The 15,104-nt window shown below is 67.7% G+C and carries 13 protein-coding genes; 11 read left to right on the forward strand and 2 right to left on the reverse strand.

Translation table 11 applies throughout. The annotated features are described in order from the left end of the window. Positions 1–35: 35 nt before the first annotated feature. Complete coding sequence (locus AB4Y73_RS18905) at positions 36–506, reverse strand: hypothetical protein (protein WP_441873940.1); 471 nt, start codon at positions 504–506, stop codon at positions 36–38. Between the two features lie 234 nt (positions 507–740). Here AB4Y73_RS18905 and AB4Y73_RS18910 point away from each other — a divergent pair, with 234 nt between their 5' ends. The 10 genes from AB4Y73_RS18910 (at position 741) to AB4Y73_RS18955 (ending at position 12,013) form a co-directional block, all read left to right on the forward strand. Continuing rightward, the gene (locus AB4Y73_RS18910) at positions 741–2,069 is read left to right on the forward strand and encodes an MFS transporter (RefSeq protein ID WP_441873942.1); all 1,329 of its coding nucleotides are present in this window, start codon (positions 741–743) and stop codon (positions 2,067–2,069) included. A 339-nt stretch (positions 2,070–2,408) separates the two neighbouring features. After that, positions 2,409–3,605: a substrate-binding domain-containing protein gene (locus AB4Y73_RS18915; protein WP_441873944.1), complete on the forward strand. Its 1,197-nt coding sequence runs from the start codon at positions 2,409–2,411 to the stop codon at positions 3,603–3,605. A 184-nt stretch (positions 3,606–3,789) separates the two neighbouring features. Next, positions 3,790–4,554, forward strand: coding sequence for an ABC transporter ATP-binding protein (locus tag AB4Y73_RS18920; RefSeq protein WP_441873946.1), 765 nt, complete (start codon positions 3,790–3,792; stop codon positions 4,552–4,554). Next, positions 4,551–5,348 carry an ABC transporter ATP-binding protein gene (locus tag AB4Y73_RS18925; protein WP_441873948.1) on the forward strand — a complete coding sequence of 266 codons (798 nt, stop codon included), beginning with the start codon at positions 4,551–4,553 and terminating at the stop codon, positions 5,346–5,348. Before AB4Y73_RS18920 ends, AB4Y73_RS18925 begins: the two co-directional genes overlap by 4 nt. Continuing rightward, complete coding sequence (locus AB4Y73_RS18930) at positions 5,345–6,220, forward strand: branched-chain amino acid ABC transporter permease (protein ID WP_441873950.1); 876 nt, start codon at positions 5,345–5,347, stop codon at positions 6,218–6,220. Before AB4Y73_RS18925 ends, AB4Y73_RS18930 begins: the two co-directional genes overlap by 4 nt. 122 nt (positions 6,221–6,342) lie before the next feature. Then, positions 6,343–7,413 (forward strand): branched-chain amino acid ABC transporter permease, encoded by a 1,071-nt coding sequence (locus tag AB4Y73_RS18935; RefSeq protein ID WP_441874077.1) that lies wholly within the window; start codon positions 6,343–6,345, stop codon positions 7,411–7,413. Beyond that, complete coding sequence (locus AB4Y73_RS18940; protein ID WP_441873952.1) at positions 7,410–9,032, forward strand: class I adenylate-forming enzyme family protein; 1,623 nt, start codon at positions 7,410–7,412, stop codon at positions 9,030–9,032. Before AB4Y73_RS18935 ends, AB4Y73_RS18940 begins: the two co-directional genes overlap by 4 nt. Further along, the gene (locus AB4Y73_RS18945) at positions 9,029–9,682 is read left to right on the forward strand and encodes a TetR/AcrR family transcriptional regulator (RefSeq protein ID WP_441873954.1); all 654 of its coding nucleotides are present in this window, start codon (positions 9,029–9,031) and stop codon (positions 9,680–9,682) included. The genes AB4Y73_RS18940 and AB4Y73_RS18945 overlap by 4 nt, the downstream gene beginning before the upstream one ends. Then, complete coding sequence (locus AB4Y73_RS18950) at positions 9,679–10,584, forward strand: alpha/beta hydrolase (RefSeq protein WP_441873956.1); 906 nt, start codon at positions 9,679–9,681, stop codon at positions 10,582–10,584. Before AB4Y73_RS18945 ends, AB4Y73_RS18950 begins: the two co-directional genes overlap by 4 nt. A 49-nt stretch (positions 10,585–10,633) precedes the next feature. After that, positions 10,634–12,013: an MFS transporter gene (locus tag AB4Y73_RS18955; RefSeq protein WP_441873958.1), complete on the forward strand. Its 1,380-nt coding sequence runs from the start codon at positions 10,634–10,636 to the stop codon at positions 12,011–12,013. Here the strand turns inward: AB4Y73_RS18955 and AB4Y73_RS18960 are convergent. After that, on the reverse strand, positions 12,006–12,728 hold the full coding sequence (locus AB4Y73_RS18960; protein WP_441873960.1) for a class I SAM-dependent methyltransferase: 723 nt from the start codon (positions 12,726–12,728) through the stop codon (positions 12,006–12,008). The genes AB4Y73_RS18955 and AB4Y73_RS18960 overlap by 8 nt on opposite strands. A gap of 419 nt (positions 12,729–13,147) precedes the next feature. Here AB4Y73_RS18960 and AB4Y73_RS18965 point away from each other — a divergent pair, with 419 nt between their 5' ends. Then, positions 13,148–15,100: a DEAD/DEAH box helicase gene (locus tag AB4Y73_RS18965; RefSeq protein ID WP_441873962.1), complete on the forward strand. Its 1,953-nt coding sequence runs from the start codon at positions 13,148–13,150 to the stop codon at positions 15,098–15,100. The last annotated feature ends 4 nt before the right edge of the window (positions 15,101–15,104 follow it).

The raw sequence follows: 15,104 nt of genomic DNA on the forward strand, positions 1-15,104 counted from the left end.
GGCGGCCGGCAGCCCGGTTCCTCAATGGAAGCGCGTCAGCCGAGGTGCATCAGGTACACGAACCGCAGGGTCAAGATCAGGCCGATCACGAAAATCACGCCGCATATCCAGAGGGATGCCACCGCCAGGCCCCGGGTTTCGGAACGTCGCTCCGACTTCCGCAGGGCAGCGAGGGCCAGGGCGATGGATATAAGGCCGAAAATCAGGGGAAGGCTCCACAGGGCAAGTGGGGCGGCCCATGGATATCTCGAAGGTCCGTCATAGGGAAAAGTCAGCAGCATGGCGAAGCGGGCAAACGGGGCTGTGATAACGAGGGTCAAGGGTGAAAAGATTGCCAGGACAAGGCTGGCAACTGCTTTGCCCGAGGAGCCGGGTGGGGGCGGCGGCTGTTGCTGCACGCGGTTGACGCCCGACGGGGGTTCCTCGGAGGGGTGGTCCGTTGCGGGTGACTGGTCTATTGGGGGTTGACGGCCGATGCCCGGCTCAGGGTACGGATTCCGTTTCATGTCCGGCTCCGGTGGTTGTGACGTGCTCATGTTCTCCCCGCTGTTCTGTGGCGGTTGAATCGGATTATTGGTTCAGCCGCTCCACTTGATCAGGCCTGACCTGGTGCGCCGGGCTGCTGCTCCGTCTTCTTCAACTTAGGCACTCGGCAAAGGACGTAACAGGACGGGGCATCCGCATGTGGATAACTATTGACCGTTTGCCTGCCTGACCCGTCATCCTGCAAGAATGGGCGGGTGACGGAAGCAACCAACGCCGAGGCAAGGAAGCAACGGGCTGTCGACCCTGCGGCGAAGGGCCAGCGAGGCACGCTCGTCGACGCCGAGATCGACGATGTTCCCCCGGCGTCCCCCACTGCTCTCCCGGAGGGGTCGCGCAGCCGCCGCGCCCTGGCCTACCTGGGCCTCTGCCTGGTGCTTATCGGCCTGAACCTCCGGACGGTCTTCTCGAGTTTCGCGGCGGTACTTCCGGAAATTACGTCCGACGCCGGCCTGCCGGGCTGGGCGGTGGTTGTGCTCACCACCGTGCCCGTCACCCTTCTGGGTGTCTTCGCACCGCTGGCACCTTTCCTTGCCCGCAAGTTCGGTGCCGAGCGCGTGCTGCTCGGCGCCATGTCAGTGCTCACGGCAGGGCTGCTGCTCCGGCCCGCGGACATTGGCGGGCTGGTGCCGGGCGCCGGCCATCTCCCCACCCTACTGGTGGGAACGGCCGCCTGCGGTGCCGCCATCGCCCTCTGCAACGTGCTCCTCCCCGGGCTGGTGAAACGTGATTTCCCGCACCGGCTGGGCCTCATGGGCGGCCTGTACACCACGGCGATCTGCGGCTCTGCCGCCCTGGGCGCCGGCCTGACTTACCCTGTCTTCACGGCCACAGGGGAGTGGACGGCGGGGCTCTGGTTCTGGGCGCTGCCCGCCGCCGTCGTTCTTGTGCTCTTTCTTCCGGTGGCGCTCCGGCAGCACCCCGTCCGGCACCAGGCCGTGTCCGACGGTGTGAACGTGTGGCGCTCCGCGGTGGCCTGGCAGGTGACCATCTTTATGGTGCTGCAGGCCATGATGTCCTTCAGCGTGTTCGCCTGGCTGGCGCCGATCCTGCGGGAACGCGGAGTGGACGGCGGCACCGCCGGGCTGATGGTTTCCGCCTCGATCGTGCTGCAGATGCTGGGCTCGCTGTTCGCGCCTGCCCTGGCGGCGCGGTTCAAGGACCAGCGGGCCATCAACGTGGTGGTGGCCCTTATGACCGGAGGTGGCTTCGCGCTGAGCATCTTCGGGCCCCTGGAGCTCGTCTGGGTGTGGACCGGGCTGCTGGGCCTCGGGCAGGGAAGCCTCACGGCAGTAGCCCTGACAATGATCATGCTCCGTACCCGCGACGGGCACACCGCCGCGCACCTTTCAGGGATGATGCAGGGCGTGGGTTACGGGCTGGGTTCCACCGGCACCCTCATGGTGGGCCAGCTGCACCAGTCCACAGGATCCTTCACGGCCGCCGGACTTCTGTTCCTGCTGGTGGGCACGCTGGCCGCGGTGTTCGGATACCGCGCCGGCCGGAACAGGTACATCGGCGGCTAGCCGTCCCGCGGCCCCCATGCCCGCACCCCGGCTCCGCCCGACCTCCAGCCACCCCGGACGCTCTCTCACTTAATGCAGGTTTTCCGTCAATGCTCTCTCACTTTCTTGAAGCAAGTGAGAGAGCGTCCGGCAAAAGACGACATTAACTGAGAGAGCGTCCCCGTATAGAGGGCTTTGGGTGCTTGGTCCGTTGCCGGAACGTTAGAAAGCCGGGCCGGAAATCCATTGACAGGCAATGAGCCGCGCCCTAGATTTGCCGTAACGTGAATCACCTTTCAGGTTCACTCAGGTTTCTCCGCATTTCGTCCCGATTCTGCGGTATTCAACGAAAGGCATCCCGTGAAGGACACAAAGAAGTTCCTGCTGGCCGCCGTTATGGCGGCGGGGCTGGCCCTTAGCGCCTGTGCGCCCACGCCGGGTACAACTGCCCCGGCCGGCTCCGGCAACGCCGAGGCCAAGCCGGTAGACGTAGGCATTATCTACTCCAAGACCGGTCCGCTCGCCGCCTACGGTGAGACCTACTACCAAGGCCTGCAGGCGGGTATCGACTACGCCACCGGCGGCACCGGTGAAGTCAACGGCGCCAAGATCAACCTGACGTACGCGGACGACGGCGGCGACCCGGACAAGGCAGTCACGGCGGCCAAGGACCTGATCGGCAAGGGCTACAAGATCATCGGCGGCACGGTGGTCTCCGGAATCGCGTTGAAGCTGGCCGAACAGGCCGCCCAAAACAACGTCCTCTACATTTCCGGGCCCGCCGCCACCGATGCCATCCAGGGCATCAACAAGTACACCTTCCGCTCCGGCCGCCAGAGCCTCCAGGACGTGGCAACTGCCGGGTCCTTCCTCGATCCCAATGCCAAGAAGGTCGTAGTTTTCGCACAGGACAACGCCTTCGGGCAGGGCAACGTCGCCGCGGTCAAGGCCGTCCTCGGCGCCAAGGGCGCCACTGTTGAGGCCGTCCTGGTTCCCGAAGGACAGGAACTGACCCCCTTCGCCCGCCAGCTCATCGACGCCAAGCCGGACATGATCTTTGTGGCGTGGGCAGGGGCGACCTCAGGAACCATGTGGCAGACCCTGAGCCAGCAGGGCGCCTTCGACGTCGCCACCGTGGTTACCGGCCTCGGGGACGCCTCAACGTTCGGCGCGTACGGCGAGGCGACCCCCAAGATCAGCTTCCTCAGCCATTACTTCCCCGGCGCTTCCGGCACCGAGGTGGAGAAGAAGATGATCGCCGCCGTCGAAAAGGCCGGTCACAAGGCAGACCTCTTCACTCCTGACGGCTTCGTTGCCGGTCAGATGATTGTCCAGGCCATCAAGCAGGGCGGCGGGGAATCCGCCGAACTCATGGTCGGGGCGCTGGAAGGCTTCACTTTCGACGGGCCCAAGGGCAAGGAGACAGTCCGGGCGACGGACCACGTTCTCGAACAGAACATGTACCAGGCCAAGCTGGTGCAGAAGAACGGCGCCTGGACCCCCGAGGTCGTCGCCGTGATTCCCGCAGACGAGGTGGCTCCCCCGGAAAAGCGGTAGCGCCGCCTACCCGCCCGGGTGCGGCAGCCCCGCCCGGGTACGGCAGCCCCGAACCCCGGCAGCCCGGAACCCCGGCAGCCCGGAACCCCCGCAGCCCGGAACCCCCGCAGCTCAGAACGCTCGCATTTTTAGCTCGAGTTTCCGAACGCTCGCCTATCAGGCGAAAAACACGAAGGATCCGAACATGGATACCCCAGTCCTGCCTGCCCTCGCGGTGGACGGCCTCGGTCTGCAGATCGGCGGCGCCCGCATCCTCCAGGATGTGAGCTTCGCCGTCGGCGCCGGCGAAATGATCGGCGTGATCGGCCCCAACGGTGCCGGCAAGACCACCTTGTTCAACCTGATTTCCGGGGTGATGCGGCCTACCGAAGGCAGCGTCAGCCTGAACGGCAGGGAGATCACGGCAGCGCCCATCCACCGCAGGGCGAAGGCAGGGCTGGGGCGGACCTTCCAGACCTCCAACCTGTTCCCCCGGCTGAGTGTCCTGGAGAACGTCCGCCTCGCCGCGCAGGCCAAGATCGGCGGCAGCTTCAACCTCCTGCGCTTCCCGTCCGCGTCCGACGAAGCCACCCGGATTGCCCGCGGCACCATCAGTGAAGTGGGGCTTACGGGACAGCTGACGACGGCGGCGGGGGACCTTTCGCACGGCGAGAAACGCAAGGTGGAAATCGCCGTGCTCCTGGCGACCGATCCCGCCGTCGTCCTCCTGGACGAGCCGATGGCGGGCGTCGCGTCGGGGGACGTCCCGTCCCTCACCGCGATCATCCGGGGCATGCACCGTGACCGCGGCTGCACCGTGATGATGGTGGAGCACCACATGGATGTGGTCCTGGGCCTTGTGGACCGGGTGGCCGTGATGCACCACGGCAGCCTCTTGGCCCTGGACAGCCCCGACGCCGTGATGGCCGATCCCACCGTTCAAAGTGCCTACCTTGGAGAACCCGTATGACCACCGGAACGGCACCCAGCCCCACGCCAAAGGGCCCCACCCCCAAGGGACCCGCCCCTATCCTCAGGATCGAGGGACTTAACGCCCACATCGCCGGCCAGCAGGTGGTGGAGGACGTGTCCTTCACTGTTCCGGCAACCGGCATCACGGCCCTGCTGGGCCGCAACGGCGTGGGCAAGACCAGCACCATCAAGGCCATCATCGGCCTGATTGACCGCAGCGGCATGGTGGAACTCGACGGTGTCCGGGTCGAAAGTGAGCCAACGTACAAGATCATCCGCAGCGGCGTGGGTTATGTCCCGGAAGACCGCGAAGTGTTCTCCAAGCTCACTGTCGCCGAGAACCTCAGACTGGCCGAACGCGACGCCGCGCCCCGGCGGCAGCTCGTCGAGGAACTCTTTCCCGACCTGTTGGCCCGCTCCGGCCAGATGGCAGGCACCCTCTCGGGCGGCCAGCAGCAGATGGTCTCGCTGGCACGCGCCCTGCTGAACACCAACAAGATCCTCCTTGTCGACGAGCCCACTAAGGGCCTCGCGCCCAAGATCGTTGCCGAAGTGGCCGAAACGCTCGCCGAAGCCGCCAAGACCGTCCCCATCCTCCTGGTGGAACAGAATTTGCAGGTGGTCCGCCAGCTCGCGGAAGGCGCCGTGGTCCTCTCCGGCGGAAAGGTGGTCCACACCGGGAACGCGCTCGAGTTCCTGGACGACGACGGGCTGACGCAACGGCTGCTGGGGGTCTCCGCCGAGACGGCACCCCAGGCAGCGGACTCCCACGAGAAAGGTGCGGCCCTGTGAGTACCTTTGTCCTGCTGCTGTTCACCGGGCTCGGCCTCGGGGCCCTCTACTTCCTGGTGGCCGCCGGTCTGTCCCTGATCTACGGACTGATGGGCGTGCTGAACTTTGCCCACGGCGCTTTCCTTACCCTCGGCGCCTTCACCGGCTGGGAAATCGCCCGGCGGACCGGCGCCGACAACTGGTGGACGTTCCTGTTGTCCCTGCTGGTGGGTGCCGTGGCCGGAGCCGTGTTTGCCGCGTTCACCGAGTTTGTCCTGATCCGCCGGCTGTATCAGCGGCATATCGAACAGGTCCTGATCACGGTGGGCCTGTCGCTCGCAGCGGTGGCCCTCTTCGACGGCATCTGGGGCACCGACCCCGTCTTCATCCAGGGGCCGGCCTGGTTCAAGGACACCACCGAAATCCTGGGTGCCCGCATCCCCAATGACCGGTTCATCTGCATCATCGCGGCCGTGCTGGTGCTGCTCGCCCTGGTGTTCTTCCTCAAAAACACCCGCTACGGCATGATCATCCGGGCCGGCGTCGAGAACCGGTCCATGGTAACCGCACTCGGCATCGATGTTCGCAAAGCCTTCACCCTCGTCTTCACCATCGGTGGTGCGGCGGCCGGCCTGGGCGGCGTCCTGGCCTCCCACTACTTCGGCTACGTCTCGCCGCTGCTGGGCGGTTCGCTGCTCATCTTCGCCTTCATCGTCACCGTCATCGGCGGACTCGGATCCCTGACCGGCGCGGCCATCGCCGCCGTCGCCGTCGCGGTCCTGCAGCAGTTCGCCAACTTCTACCTCGGCGGCACCGGCGATTTCGTTGTGGTGCTGGCTCTGGCGCTAGTGCTGCTGTTCCGTCCCTCCGGCCTGCTCGGGAGAACCTCATGACCACCGAAACCGATGCCACAGACACCCAGGATAAGCAGGGCAACTCCCCGGACCAGGCGGGGTCGCGCCGCGGCCACGCGGACGACGGCGGTGGCTCGCGCCTCGGGCTGACCCGCGGCAGGATGGTGGGCGCCGCCGTCGGAATCGCGGGAATTGTCCTGCTGGTCCTGCTGCCGCTGCTCAACCTGTCCCTGCCCGGCGTGTTGCCCGGCCCAACGTATACGCCCGGGACGCTGCAGCTGCTGGCCATGTGCATGCTGATGGCCGCCGCCGCCCTGACGTACCACCTGCTGCTGGGCGTCGCCGGCCTGCTCTCCTTCGGGCACGCCCTGTACTTCGGTGCCGGCGTCTACGGACTCGCGATCATCCTGCAGAACCTGGACATCCCGTTGCTGCCGGCCATGAGCCTGACCCTGCTGGTGGTCATTGTGCTGGCTCACGTGGTGGGCAGCATCAGCCTGCGGGTTAGCGGCATCCCGTTCGCCATGGTCACCCTGGCCTTCGCGCAGGCCGGCTCCGTGGTGGTGGGCCGCAACCCGGAAGGTATCACCGGCGGAGACGAAGGCCTCACGCTGCGCACGGACAACCTGCCGGACTTCCTGGTGGGAGTGGTCAACACCCGTAATCTCTATTGGCTGGCGTTGGCGGTGCTGGTGGTCGTGTTCATCATCGTGACCTGGGTCCAGTCTTCCCGTGCCGGGCACGTGGCGGCGGCCGTCCGCGAGAACGAACTCCGCGTCCGCGTGCTTGGCCTGCAGCCGTACCTGGTCAAGCTGCTGATCTTTGTGGTCTCCGCCGTCCTGGTCTGCATCATCGGGATGGTCTTCCTGCTGCTGCAGAGCGGTGCCGTGCCGCGGGCCGTGTCCGCGGACCTCACCATCACGCTGCTGGTCATGGTGGTCCTGGGCGGTGTGGGCTCCCGCTGGGGCGCGGTGATCGGCGGAGTCTTCTACACGATCCTGGACCAGCGACTCACCACGCTCGCTAACTCGGACGCCATCGACGCGCTGCCCGACATCCTGCGCGTGCCCCTGTCCGAACCGCTCTTTATCCTCGGCACCCTGTTCATCCTGGTGGTGCTCTTCCTCCCGGGCGGCCTGACCGGCGCAGCCCAGCGGCTGGCCCAACGCCGCAGCCGGCGCGGTGGCGACCGCGTACAGAAGTCCCGCGAGATCCTGGAAGAGGCCGCGTGACCAGCGCAGCCGCGCAGGGCCACGCGGACGGCCTGCACACCCTGGGCCGCTGGACCACGGACCGCAGCCTGGCCACCCCGGACCGGATTGCCATCGATGACCGCGGACTCACACTGAGCTATGCGGAGCTGGAACGGCGGGCCGCCAACCTCGCAGCAGCACTGCGTACTGCCGGCTATGTCACGGGCGACAGGATCGCCACCCTGACCGGAAACAGCTCGGACCACGTGGTGGTGTTCTTCGCCTGCGCCAAGGCCGGGCTGGTGCTGGTGCCGCTCTCGTGGCGCCTCTCGCCCCGCGAACTCTCCGCGCAGCTGGAGCTGGCCGACCCGCAGCTGCTGCTGGTCGAAGACGACCTCGACGCCCTGGCCGCCGCGGCGTGCTCCCAGGTCCCTCAACCGCCGCGGATCACGGCGCCCGGCCCCGGCGGCGTTGAAAAGTCCGTCCCCGCACCGTCGCGGGCAGCCTTGTCGAAAGAGCTTGCCACGGGCGCGCTCGCTGCGGCCGCGCCTTCCCGGGCAGTGCGCGACGACGACGCCCTCCTCATGATCTTCACCTCCGGTACCGAGGGGGCCAGCAAGGCCGCGGTCCTGACCCATGCGAACTGTTTCTGGACCAACCTTTCGCTCTCCCGGACCCTGGACATGGCCAGCACCGACGTTGTGCTGGCCGTCCTGCCCCAGTTCCATGTGGGTGGATGGAACATCCAGCCGCTGCTGGCGTGGTGGGCCGGTGCCACGGTGGTCCTGGAACGGGGTTTCGAACCGGGCCGTGTCCTGCAACTGATCGCCGAGCGCCGCGTCACCATGCTGATGGGCGTCCCCACCCAATACCTGATGCTGGCCGAGCACCCGGACTTCGCGCAGAGCGACCTCAGCAGCCTCCGCCATGCCGTGGTGGGCGGCGCGCCGATGCCCGCGCCGCTGCTGCGGATCTGGCACCGCCGGGGAGTGGCACTCAGCCAGGGCTACGGGCTCACAGAGGCTTCGCCCAACGTGCTGTGCCTGGCCAACGAGGACGCCGAACGCATGGTGGGCTACTCCGGAAAGGCGTACCCGCACGTCGCCGTTGCGGTTGCCGATCCGGTAACCGGTGAAATCTACGACGGCGCCGCCACCGGTGAGCTCCTGGTGGGCGGGCCCGGGGTGTTCGCCGGGTATTTCCGCGACCCCGCCGCCACCGCGGCCGTGCTCGCCGGCGGCTGGCTGCACACCGGTGACCTGGTGGAACGTGACGCCGAGGGGTACATCAGGGTGGTGGACAGGCTCAAGGACATCTACATCTCCGGCGGCGAAAACGTCGCCCCGGCAGAGGTCGAGGCCGTGCTGCTGGCCCACCCCGCAGTGGCGCAGGCCGCCGTCGTCGGTGTTCAGGACGAACGCTGGGGCGAAAGCGGAGTGGCCTTTGTGGTGGTGCGCGCCGGAATGGCCACCGATGAGCAGGAACTGCTGGAGCACTGCGCCGCGCAACTGTCCGCTTTCAAGGTCCCCACCACGATCTCGATGGTCGGGGCCCTGCCCCGGACGGCACTGAACAAGGTGCTGCGTGCCAGGCTGCGGCAGGAAATCGCCGGCCGGGAACCGCTCCAGGCCACCCGCACGGAAGGGAGCCGGCCATGAGCGCCCAGCCACGCACCGCCAGGGGCACACGGACCAAGGCCAAACTGCTCGAAGCAGCCGAAGCGGTGTTTGCCTCGGTGGGCTACCACGAAGCCTCCATCGTCAAGATCACCGAAGAGGCCGGCGTCGGACTCGGTACTTTCTACCTGTACTTCGAGGGCAAGCAGGCCATCTTTGACGAGGTGGTGGAGGACCTCAACCGGCGGGTCCGGCATGCCATGACCGATGCCGCCCGCAGCGCCGGCACCCGGCTCGAGGCCGAACGCGCAGGTTTCCGGGCGTTCTTCCGGTTCACGGCGCAGCACCCGGCCCTGTACCGGATCATCCGCCAGGCCGAGTTCGTTTCCCCCGGCGCCCTGCGGCTGCACTACACGCGCATTGTGGACGGCTACATTGCTGGGCTGAAGGCCGCGCAGCTCAGCGGCGAGGTCCGGGACATGGATCCCACCGTGGCGGCCTGGGCCCTGATGGGCATCGGTGAACTGATCGGCATGCGCTGGGTGCTCTGGGATGAGGAAGGTACCGAGCCTGTCCCCGGTGCGCGTCCGGACGTGCCGGAGGAAGTCTTCGAGGAAATGATGCAGTTCATCGAACGGGCCCTCGCACCCGTCCCCAGTTCCACCCCGCTCCAGGAAGGGAAAGCTCCATGACGCAAGCAGCCAACAGCACCGGCTACCGGACCACCGACGTCGAGGTCCGGGGCGGCACCCTGCACACCGCTATGTGGGGCCCGGACGATCCTGAGACGCCCACCATCCTGGCCGTCCATGGCGTAACGTCGTCCCACAAGGCGTGGCCGTACCTGGCCGAGGCACTGCCCGGCGTCCGGATCATCGCGCCGGACCTTAGAGGCCGCGGGCGCAGCAATACGCTGCCAGGCCCCTACGGGATGCCCACGCACGCCAACGACCTTGCGGCCGTCCTGGCTGCGCTCACCACGGGCCCGGTGGTCGTCGTCGGGCATTCCATGGGTGCCTTCGCCGCACTGGTCCTGGCGAACCTGTTCCCCGAGCGGGTGCGTTCCCTGGTGCTGGTGGACGGCGGGCTGCCGCTGCAGGTTCCGGCCGGGATCTCGGACGAGGATGTGGTGGCTGCCGTGCTGGGCCCGGCCGCGGAACGCCTGAACGCCACTTTCCCGACCAGGGAGGTCTACCGGTCCTTCTGGCGGCAGCACCCGGCGTTCAGCGCGGACTGGAGCCCGCTCGTGGAGGAGTACGTGGACTACGACCTGACGGGCGAGGAGCCGGAACTGAAACCGGCCACCCGCTACCAGGCCATGGCCGAGGACACTGCCGAGCTGCACCGGGGCGCGTCGCTGCTCAAGGCACTGGATGAGCTGGCCGTTGATACCCAGGTGCTCCGGGCCCCGCGCGGCCTGCTCAACGAACCGGCCGCGCTGTACTCGCCCGGCTACCTCGAGGAGTGGGCCGAGAAGCTACCGACCCTGCGCGTCCGGGAGGTGCCCGACGTCAACCACTACACGATCGTCATGGGCCAGGCCGGCGCCCGGGCCGTGGCCGGGAGCGTCCAGGAGGCGCTGGCCGTCCGGTAGGTGCCCCTGCCTGATACCGTGGCGTCCAACTACTGATCAGGCTGGTGCCGTGCGAGACTCCACCCTCCCCTCGACGGGGACCACTGCCGGGATCCTGCAGCGGCCGTACCTGTGGGTGACCATCGGCGCGTGTTCCCTGGTGTTCCTGGCAGCGTTCGAATCGCTGGCGGTGACCACCATCATGCCCGTGGTCAGCCGCGAGCTGAATGGGGCCAGCCTCTATGCGCTGGCTTTCGCCGGCCCCATGGCCACCGGAGTGATCGGGATGGTGACGGCCGGCAACTGGTCCGACCGGCGGGGACCAACCCTGCCGCTCTACGCTTCCGTGGCCCTGTTCGTGCTCGGCCTGGTCATCGCCGGGACCGCTTTGTCCATGCCTGTGCTGGTCGCAGGCCGCCTGGTACAGGGGCTTGGCGGCGGGGCCCTAACCGTGGCGCTCTACGTGGTGGTGGCCCGCGTCTACCCTGCCGTTCTGCATCCGGGCATCTTCGCGGCCTTCTCCGCCGCGTGGGTCATTCCGTCGCTGGTAGGGCCTGTCGCGGCAGGCATCGTGGCGGAGGTTCTGAGCTGGCACTGTGTGTTCCTCGGCGTGGTGGGGCTGGTGGTGCCTGCGATGGTGATGATTGTGCCGGTGCTCCGCGGCATGGACCGTCAGTCGGGGCAGGCGACCCTTCCGCCGTGGGCTGTGGGCCGGATCGGCTGGGCTGCGCTCGCCGCGCTCGCCGTGCTGGGCCTGAACCTCTCCGCGGACGTCACCATCGGGGGTGTTCCCGCAGCGCCGGCACTCCTGGCGGCGGCCGCCGTCGTGATTGCCCTGGTTGCGGTCCGCCCGCTGCTGCCGCGGGGAACGCTGCTCGCGCGCCGTGGCCTGCCCAGCGTCATCCTGACCCGTGGCCTGGCTGCAGCGGCGTTTTTCGGCGCGGAGGTGTACCTGCCGTACCTGTTGATCGACCAGTATGCGTTTGCGCCGACATTCGCCGGCCTGGCCCTCACGGCAGGTGCCGTGGCATGGGCCGGTGCCGCCGCGATCCAGGGCCGGCTCGGCACGCGGCTGCCGGACCGGGTTGCGGTCCGCATCGGCTCAGCGCTGGTGCTGGCAGCCATCGCACTCACGCTGGCGACGGCGGCCCTCCACTGGCCTGCCGCCGTCGCGATCGCGGGGTGGACTTTCGCCGGCGGCGGCATGGGGCTTCTGTATCCCCGGCTGAGCGTGATGACACTGGCCTTGTCCACGAAGGAAAACGAGGGCTTCAACAGTTCGGCGATGTCCATCGCCGATTCGCTGGGCGGCGCGCTGGCCCTCGCCGCCACAGGCATCGTTTTTGCGGCCTTTACGACGACGGCGGAATCGTTCGTGGGCGTCTTCGCCCTTTCGTCGGTGGTGGGCGTCGCCGCGGTTGTCGTCGCACCGCGGGTGTCCCTCAGGTAAGGCGGGTGGCACGGAGCACGGTATCGGCGATGACGGCTTCCTGCCCATCCGGGCCCGTGGCGGGCCGCTCCCGCGTGGTGCTGATCTCCACCTGCCAACCGGGGGATTCGATGCCCAGTTCCTGCACGAGCTGGGCCGGTGTATAGAACATGTCCGGTGCGGTGTGGTTTCCCCAGGGCGGCAGGCGGTGGGGGTGGTGGCCCACGATCAGCAGCGTGCCCCCTGGCTTGACTGCGGCAGCTGCGGTCCGCAGCGGGCCCTGCCAGATCAGCTGGGGGCCATGCAGGAACTGGGACGACACCAGATCGTAGGTCTCCGAGGGCTGCCACTCGTCCAGGTCGCACTGTTCCCAGTGGATGCGGCTGGCGATGGCGTCCGGGCCCGCGTGCACACTTTCGCGGTCCAGGGCATCTTTTTCGTGCCTGGCTGCGCGTTCCAGTGCGACGGCGGAAACGTCGACGGCGGTCACAGTCCAGCCCTGCTGCGCGAGCCAGATGGCGTCGGCGCCTTCGCCGCAACCCAGGTCCAGTGCTTTGCCCGGACGCAGCCCGGCGCCTTCGCGGACCAGCTGGGGGTTGGGTTTGCCGCTCCAGATCCGGGGCTTGCTGGCGTATTTCTCGTCCCAGGCTTCAGCCGCACTTTGCTGCCGCTGATCTCCGTGACGAGTGTCGCCGTCGTGCGTTCCGTGGTGGTGGCCCTCGCCCTGGTGCGTCATGCCTCAAGCCTGCCCCGGCCCGGCGTCGAAGGCAACGGTCCGGTCCCGCGGCCCCAACCCAACTAGGTAGCAGCAGATGCGGTTATGGGGCCTCAAACCGACACCTGCTGCTACCTAGTTGGGGGTGACGGGGGCAAGAATCGGGACGGCGGGCGGCGGGATGGTATGCTTAGGGGACTTGATGTGCAGTGATGCCCGCTTGCTCCTGAATTTGTGGAGTCCCAATTATTTGGGAAGCGGGTTTTTTCATGTGAGAGGCACATCCTGCGTCGATGAACGCGTTCCATTTGGTCCCAGCCGCCGCCCTGAATTGGGCAGCAGCCCGGTTGATCACCTGACTTTTCTTCGGCGAAACCCTTGAGCCAACCGGCATCGGGGGCCGATATCCGCACGGATACCGCCTGAAAGACCTTGAATCTATGACTACTTTTGCTGCCCTCGGCACGCCCAAAGAACTTGCCGAGACCCTCACAGCCCAGGGAATCGTTGAGCCGTTCCCCATCCAGGTCAAGACCCTCCCGGATACCCTGGCCGGACGCGACGTCCTGGGCCGCGGCCGCACCGGCTCCGGTAAGACCATCGCTTTCGCCATCCCGCTTGTAGCACGACTCGCTGAGCGGGAAGCCAAGCACTTCCGCAAGCCCGGCCGCCCCATGGGCCTGGTCCTCGCACCGACCCGCGAGCTGGCCACCCAGATCAACGCCACTATCGAGCCGATGGCCAAGGCCATGGGCCTGAACACCACCGTGATCTACGGCGGCATCTCCCAGGCCCGCCAGGAAAAGGCCCTGCGCGCCGGCGTCGACATTGTCATCGCCTGCCCCGGCCGCCTGGAGGACCTGATCCGCCAGCGCATCCTGACCCTCGAAGCCGTTGAGATCACCGTCCTGGATGAGGCCGACCACATGGCAGACCTCGGCTTCCTCCCGGTGGTCAAGAAGCTCATGGACATGACCCCCAGCCAGGGCCAGCGCCTGCTGTTCTCGGCCACGCTGGACAACGGCGTGGACAAGATCGTCCAGCGCTACCTGTCCAACCCGCTGACCCATTCCGTGGATGACCCGCAGGCCGCGGTGACCACCATGGAGCACCACGTGCTGGTGGTCAACGACCAGACCGTCAAGAAGCAGCTGATCGTCGAGCTCGCCTCGGGTGCCGGCCGCCGCGTACTTTTCATGCGGACCAAGCACCACGCCCGCAAGCTCGCCAAAACGCTGACCGACGCCGGGATCCCCGCCGTCGACCTGCACGGCAACCTCTCGCAGAATGCCCGTGACCGCAACCTCGCCGAGTTCTCCTCCGGTGACGTTCGCGTCCTGGTGGCCACCGACGTCGCAGCCCGCGGCGTCCACGTGGACGACGTCGAACTGGTGATCCACGTGGATCCGCCCACAGAGCACAAGGCCTACCTGCACCGCTCAGGCCGTACGGCCCGCGCCGGTTCGGACGGCACCGTTGTCACGCTGACCCTCCCGGAGCAGCAGTCCGACGTCAAGAAGCTGATGAAGGCTGCCGGCGTCGAGGTCAACTTCGAGCGCGTCACCGCCAACTCCCCGCTGGTTGCTGAACTCGTGGGCGAAATGGCCGACAAAATTGATCCCCGCACCCGTGCGGCACTCCTGGCAACCAAGGCCAAGCAGCAGGGCGGCGGCACCTCCACCGGTGCCAACGCCGAGCGCAAGCGCGCCCGCCGCAGCGGCCAGGCCGCACCCGCCGCTGGTGGCCGTGGCGGACGCGGAGGTCGCGGACGCGTCTCAGCTGAGGCTCCCCGCACCGACCTTCCCCGCGCAGAGCGCCGCGCCGTGGCTTACGAAGGCCGCACCGAGGCACGCGCCGCATTCGACCGCGTGGCTGAGCAGAACGAGGACCGCGCCATCGCGGCGGCGGCTGCACGCCGCAACGCCCGCGGTACGACTGGTTCAACGCACCGCAACGACGTCCCCGCAGCAGGTGGCCGCGCATCGGCCGGCCGCGGTTCAGACGGACGCAGCGCTGACGGCCGCACGGATTCCCGAATCACTCGCAGCGATGCTCCCCGCGGCGGGACCGGACGTCCGGCTTCCTCCGGCCGCCCGGCGTCGTCCGGCGGCCAGCGCAACGGCCGTCCGGCAACCGGACAGCGCGCAGCCGCAGGTGCGGGCGCCGGAGCAGGCGCCCGGACCGGAGGCTCCCGAGCAGGTGGCTCCGGCCAGCGCTCTGCAGGTGCGGGCGCAGCCGGCGGCAACAAGGCTGTCTGGTCCTCGAACACCGGTGGCACTTCGGGTGGCTCGTACGCCGGCGGCGGCAACGGCCGTTCCGGTGAAGGCCGTCCGGCACGCAGCGGCCCCCGCCGCGCGTCGGCTCCGGCGTCGAACGAACGCCGCGGCCGCTAAATCC

The organism is Pseudarthrobacter sp. TAF60_1, assembly GCF_052113505.1.
GTDB lineage: Bacteria > Actinomycetota > Actinomycetes > Actinomycetales > Micrococcaceae > Arthrobacter.

What these genes read in the sequence shown, in the direction of transcription:
- AB4Y73_RS18905 (WP_441873940.1), bottom strand. Translation starts at nt 506, where the DNA reads ATGAAACGGAATCCGTACCCTGAGCCGGGCATCGGCCGTCAACCCCCA.
- AB4Y73_RS18920 (WP_441873946.1), top strand. Translation starts at nt 3,790, where the DNA reads ATGGATACCCCAGTCCTGCCTGCCCTCGCGGTGGACGGCCTCGGTCTG.
- AB4Y73_RS18925 (WP_441873948.1), top strand. Translation starts at nt 4,551, where the DNA reads ATGACCACCGGAACGGCACCCAGCCCCACGCCAAAGGGCCCCACCCCC.
- AB4Y73_RS18935 (WP_441874077.1), top strand. Translation starts at nt 6,343, where the DNA reads ATGGTGGGCGCCGCCGTCGGAATCGCGGGAATTGTCCTGCTGGTCCTG.
- AB4Y73_RS18945 (WP_441873954.1), top strand. Translation starts at nt 9,029, where the DNA reads ATGAGCGCCCAGCCACGCACCGCCAGGGGCACACGGACCAAGGCCAAA.
- AB4Y73_RS18950 (WP_441873956.1), top strand. Translation starts at nt 9,679, where the DNA reads ATGACGCAAGCAGCCAACAGCACCGGCTACCGGACCACCGACGTCGAG.
- AB4Y73_RS18960 (WP_441873960.1), bottom strand. Translation starts at nt 12,728, where the DNA reads ATGACGCACCAGGGCGAGGGCCACCACCACGGAACGCACGACGGCGAC.
- AB4Y73_RS18965 (WP_441873962.1), top strand. Translation starts at nt 13,148, where the DNA reads ATGACTACTTTTGCTGCCCTCGGCACGCCCAAAGAACTTGCCGAGACC.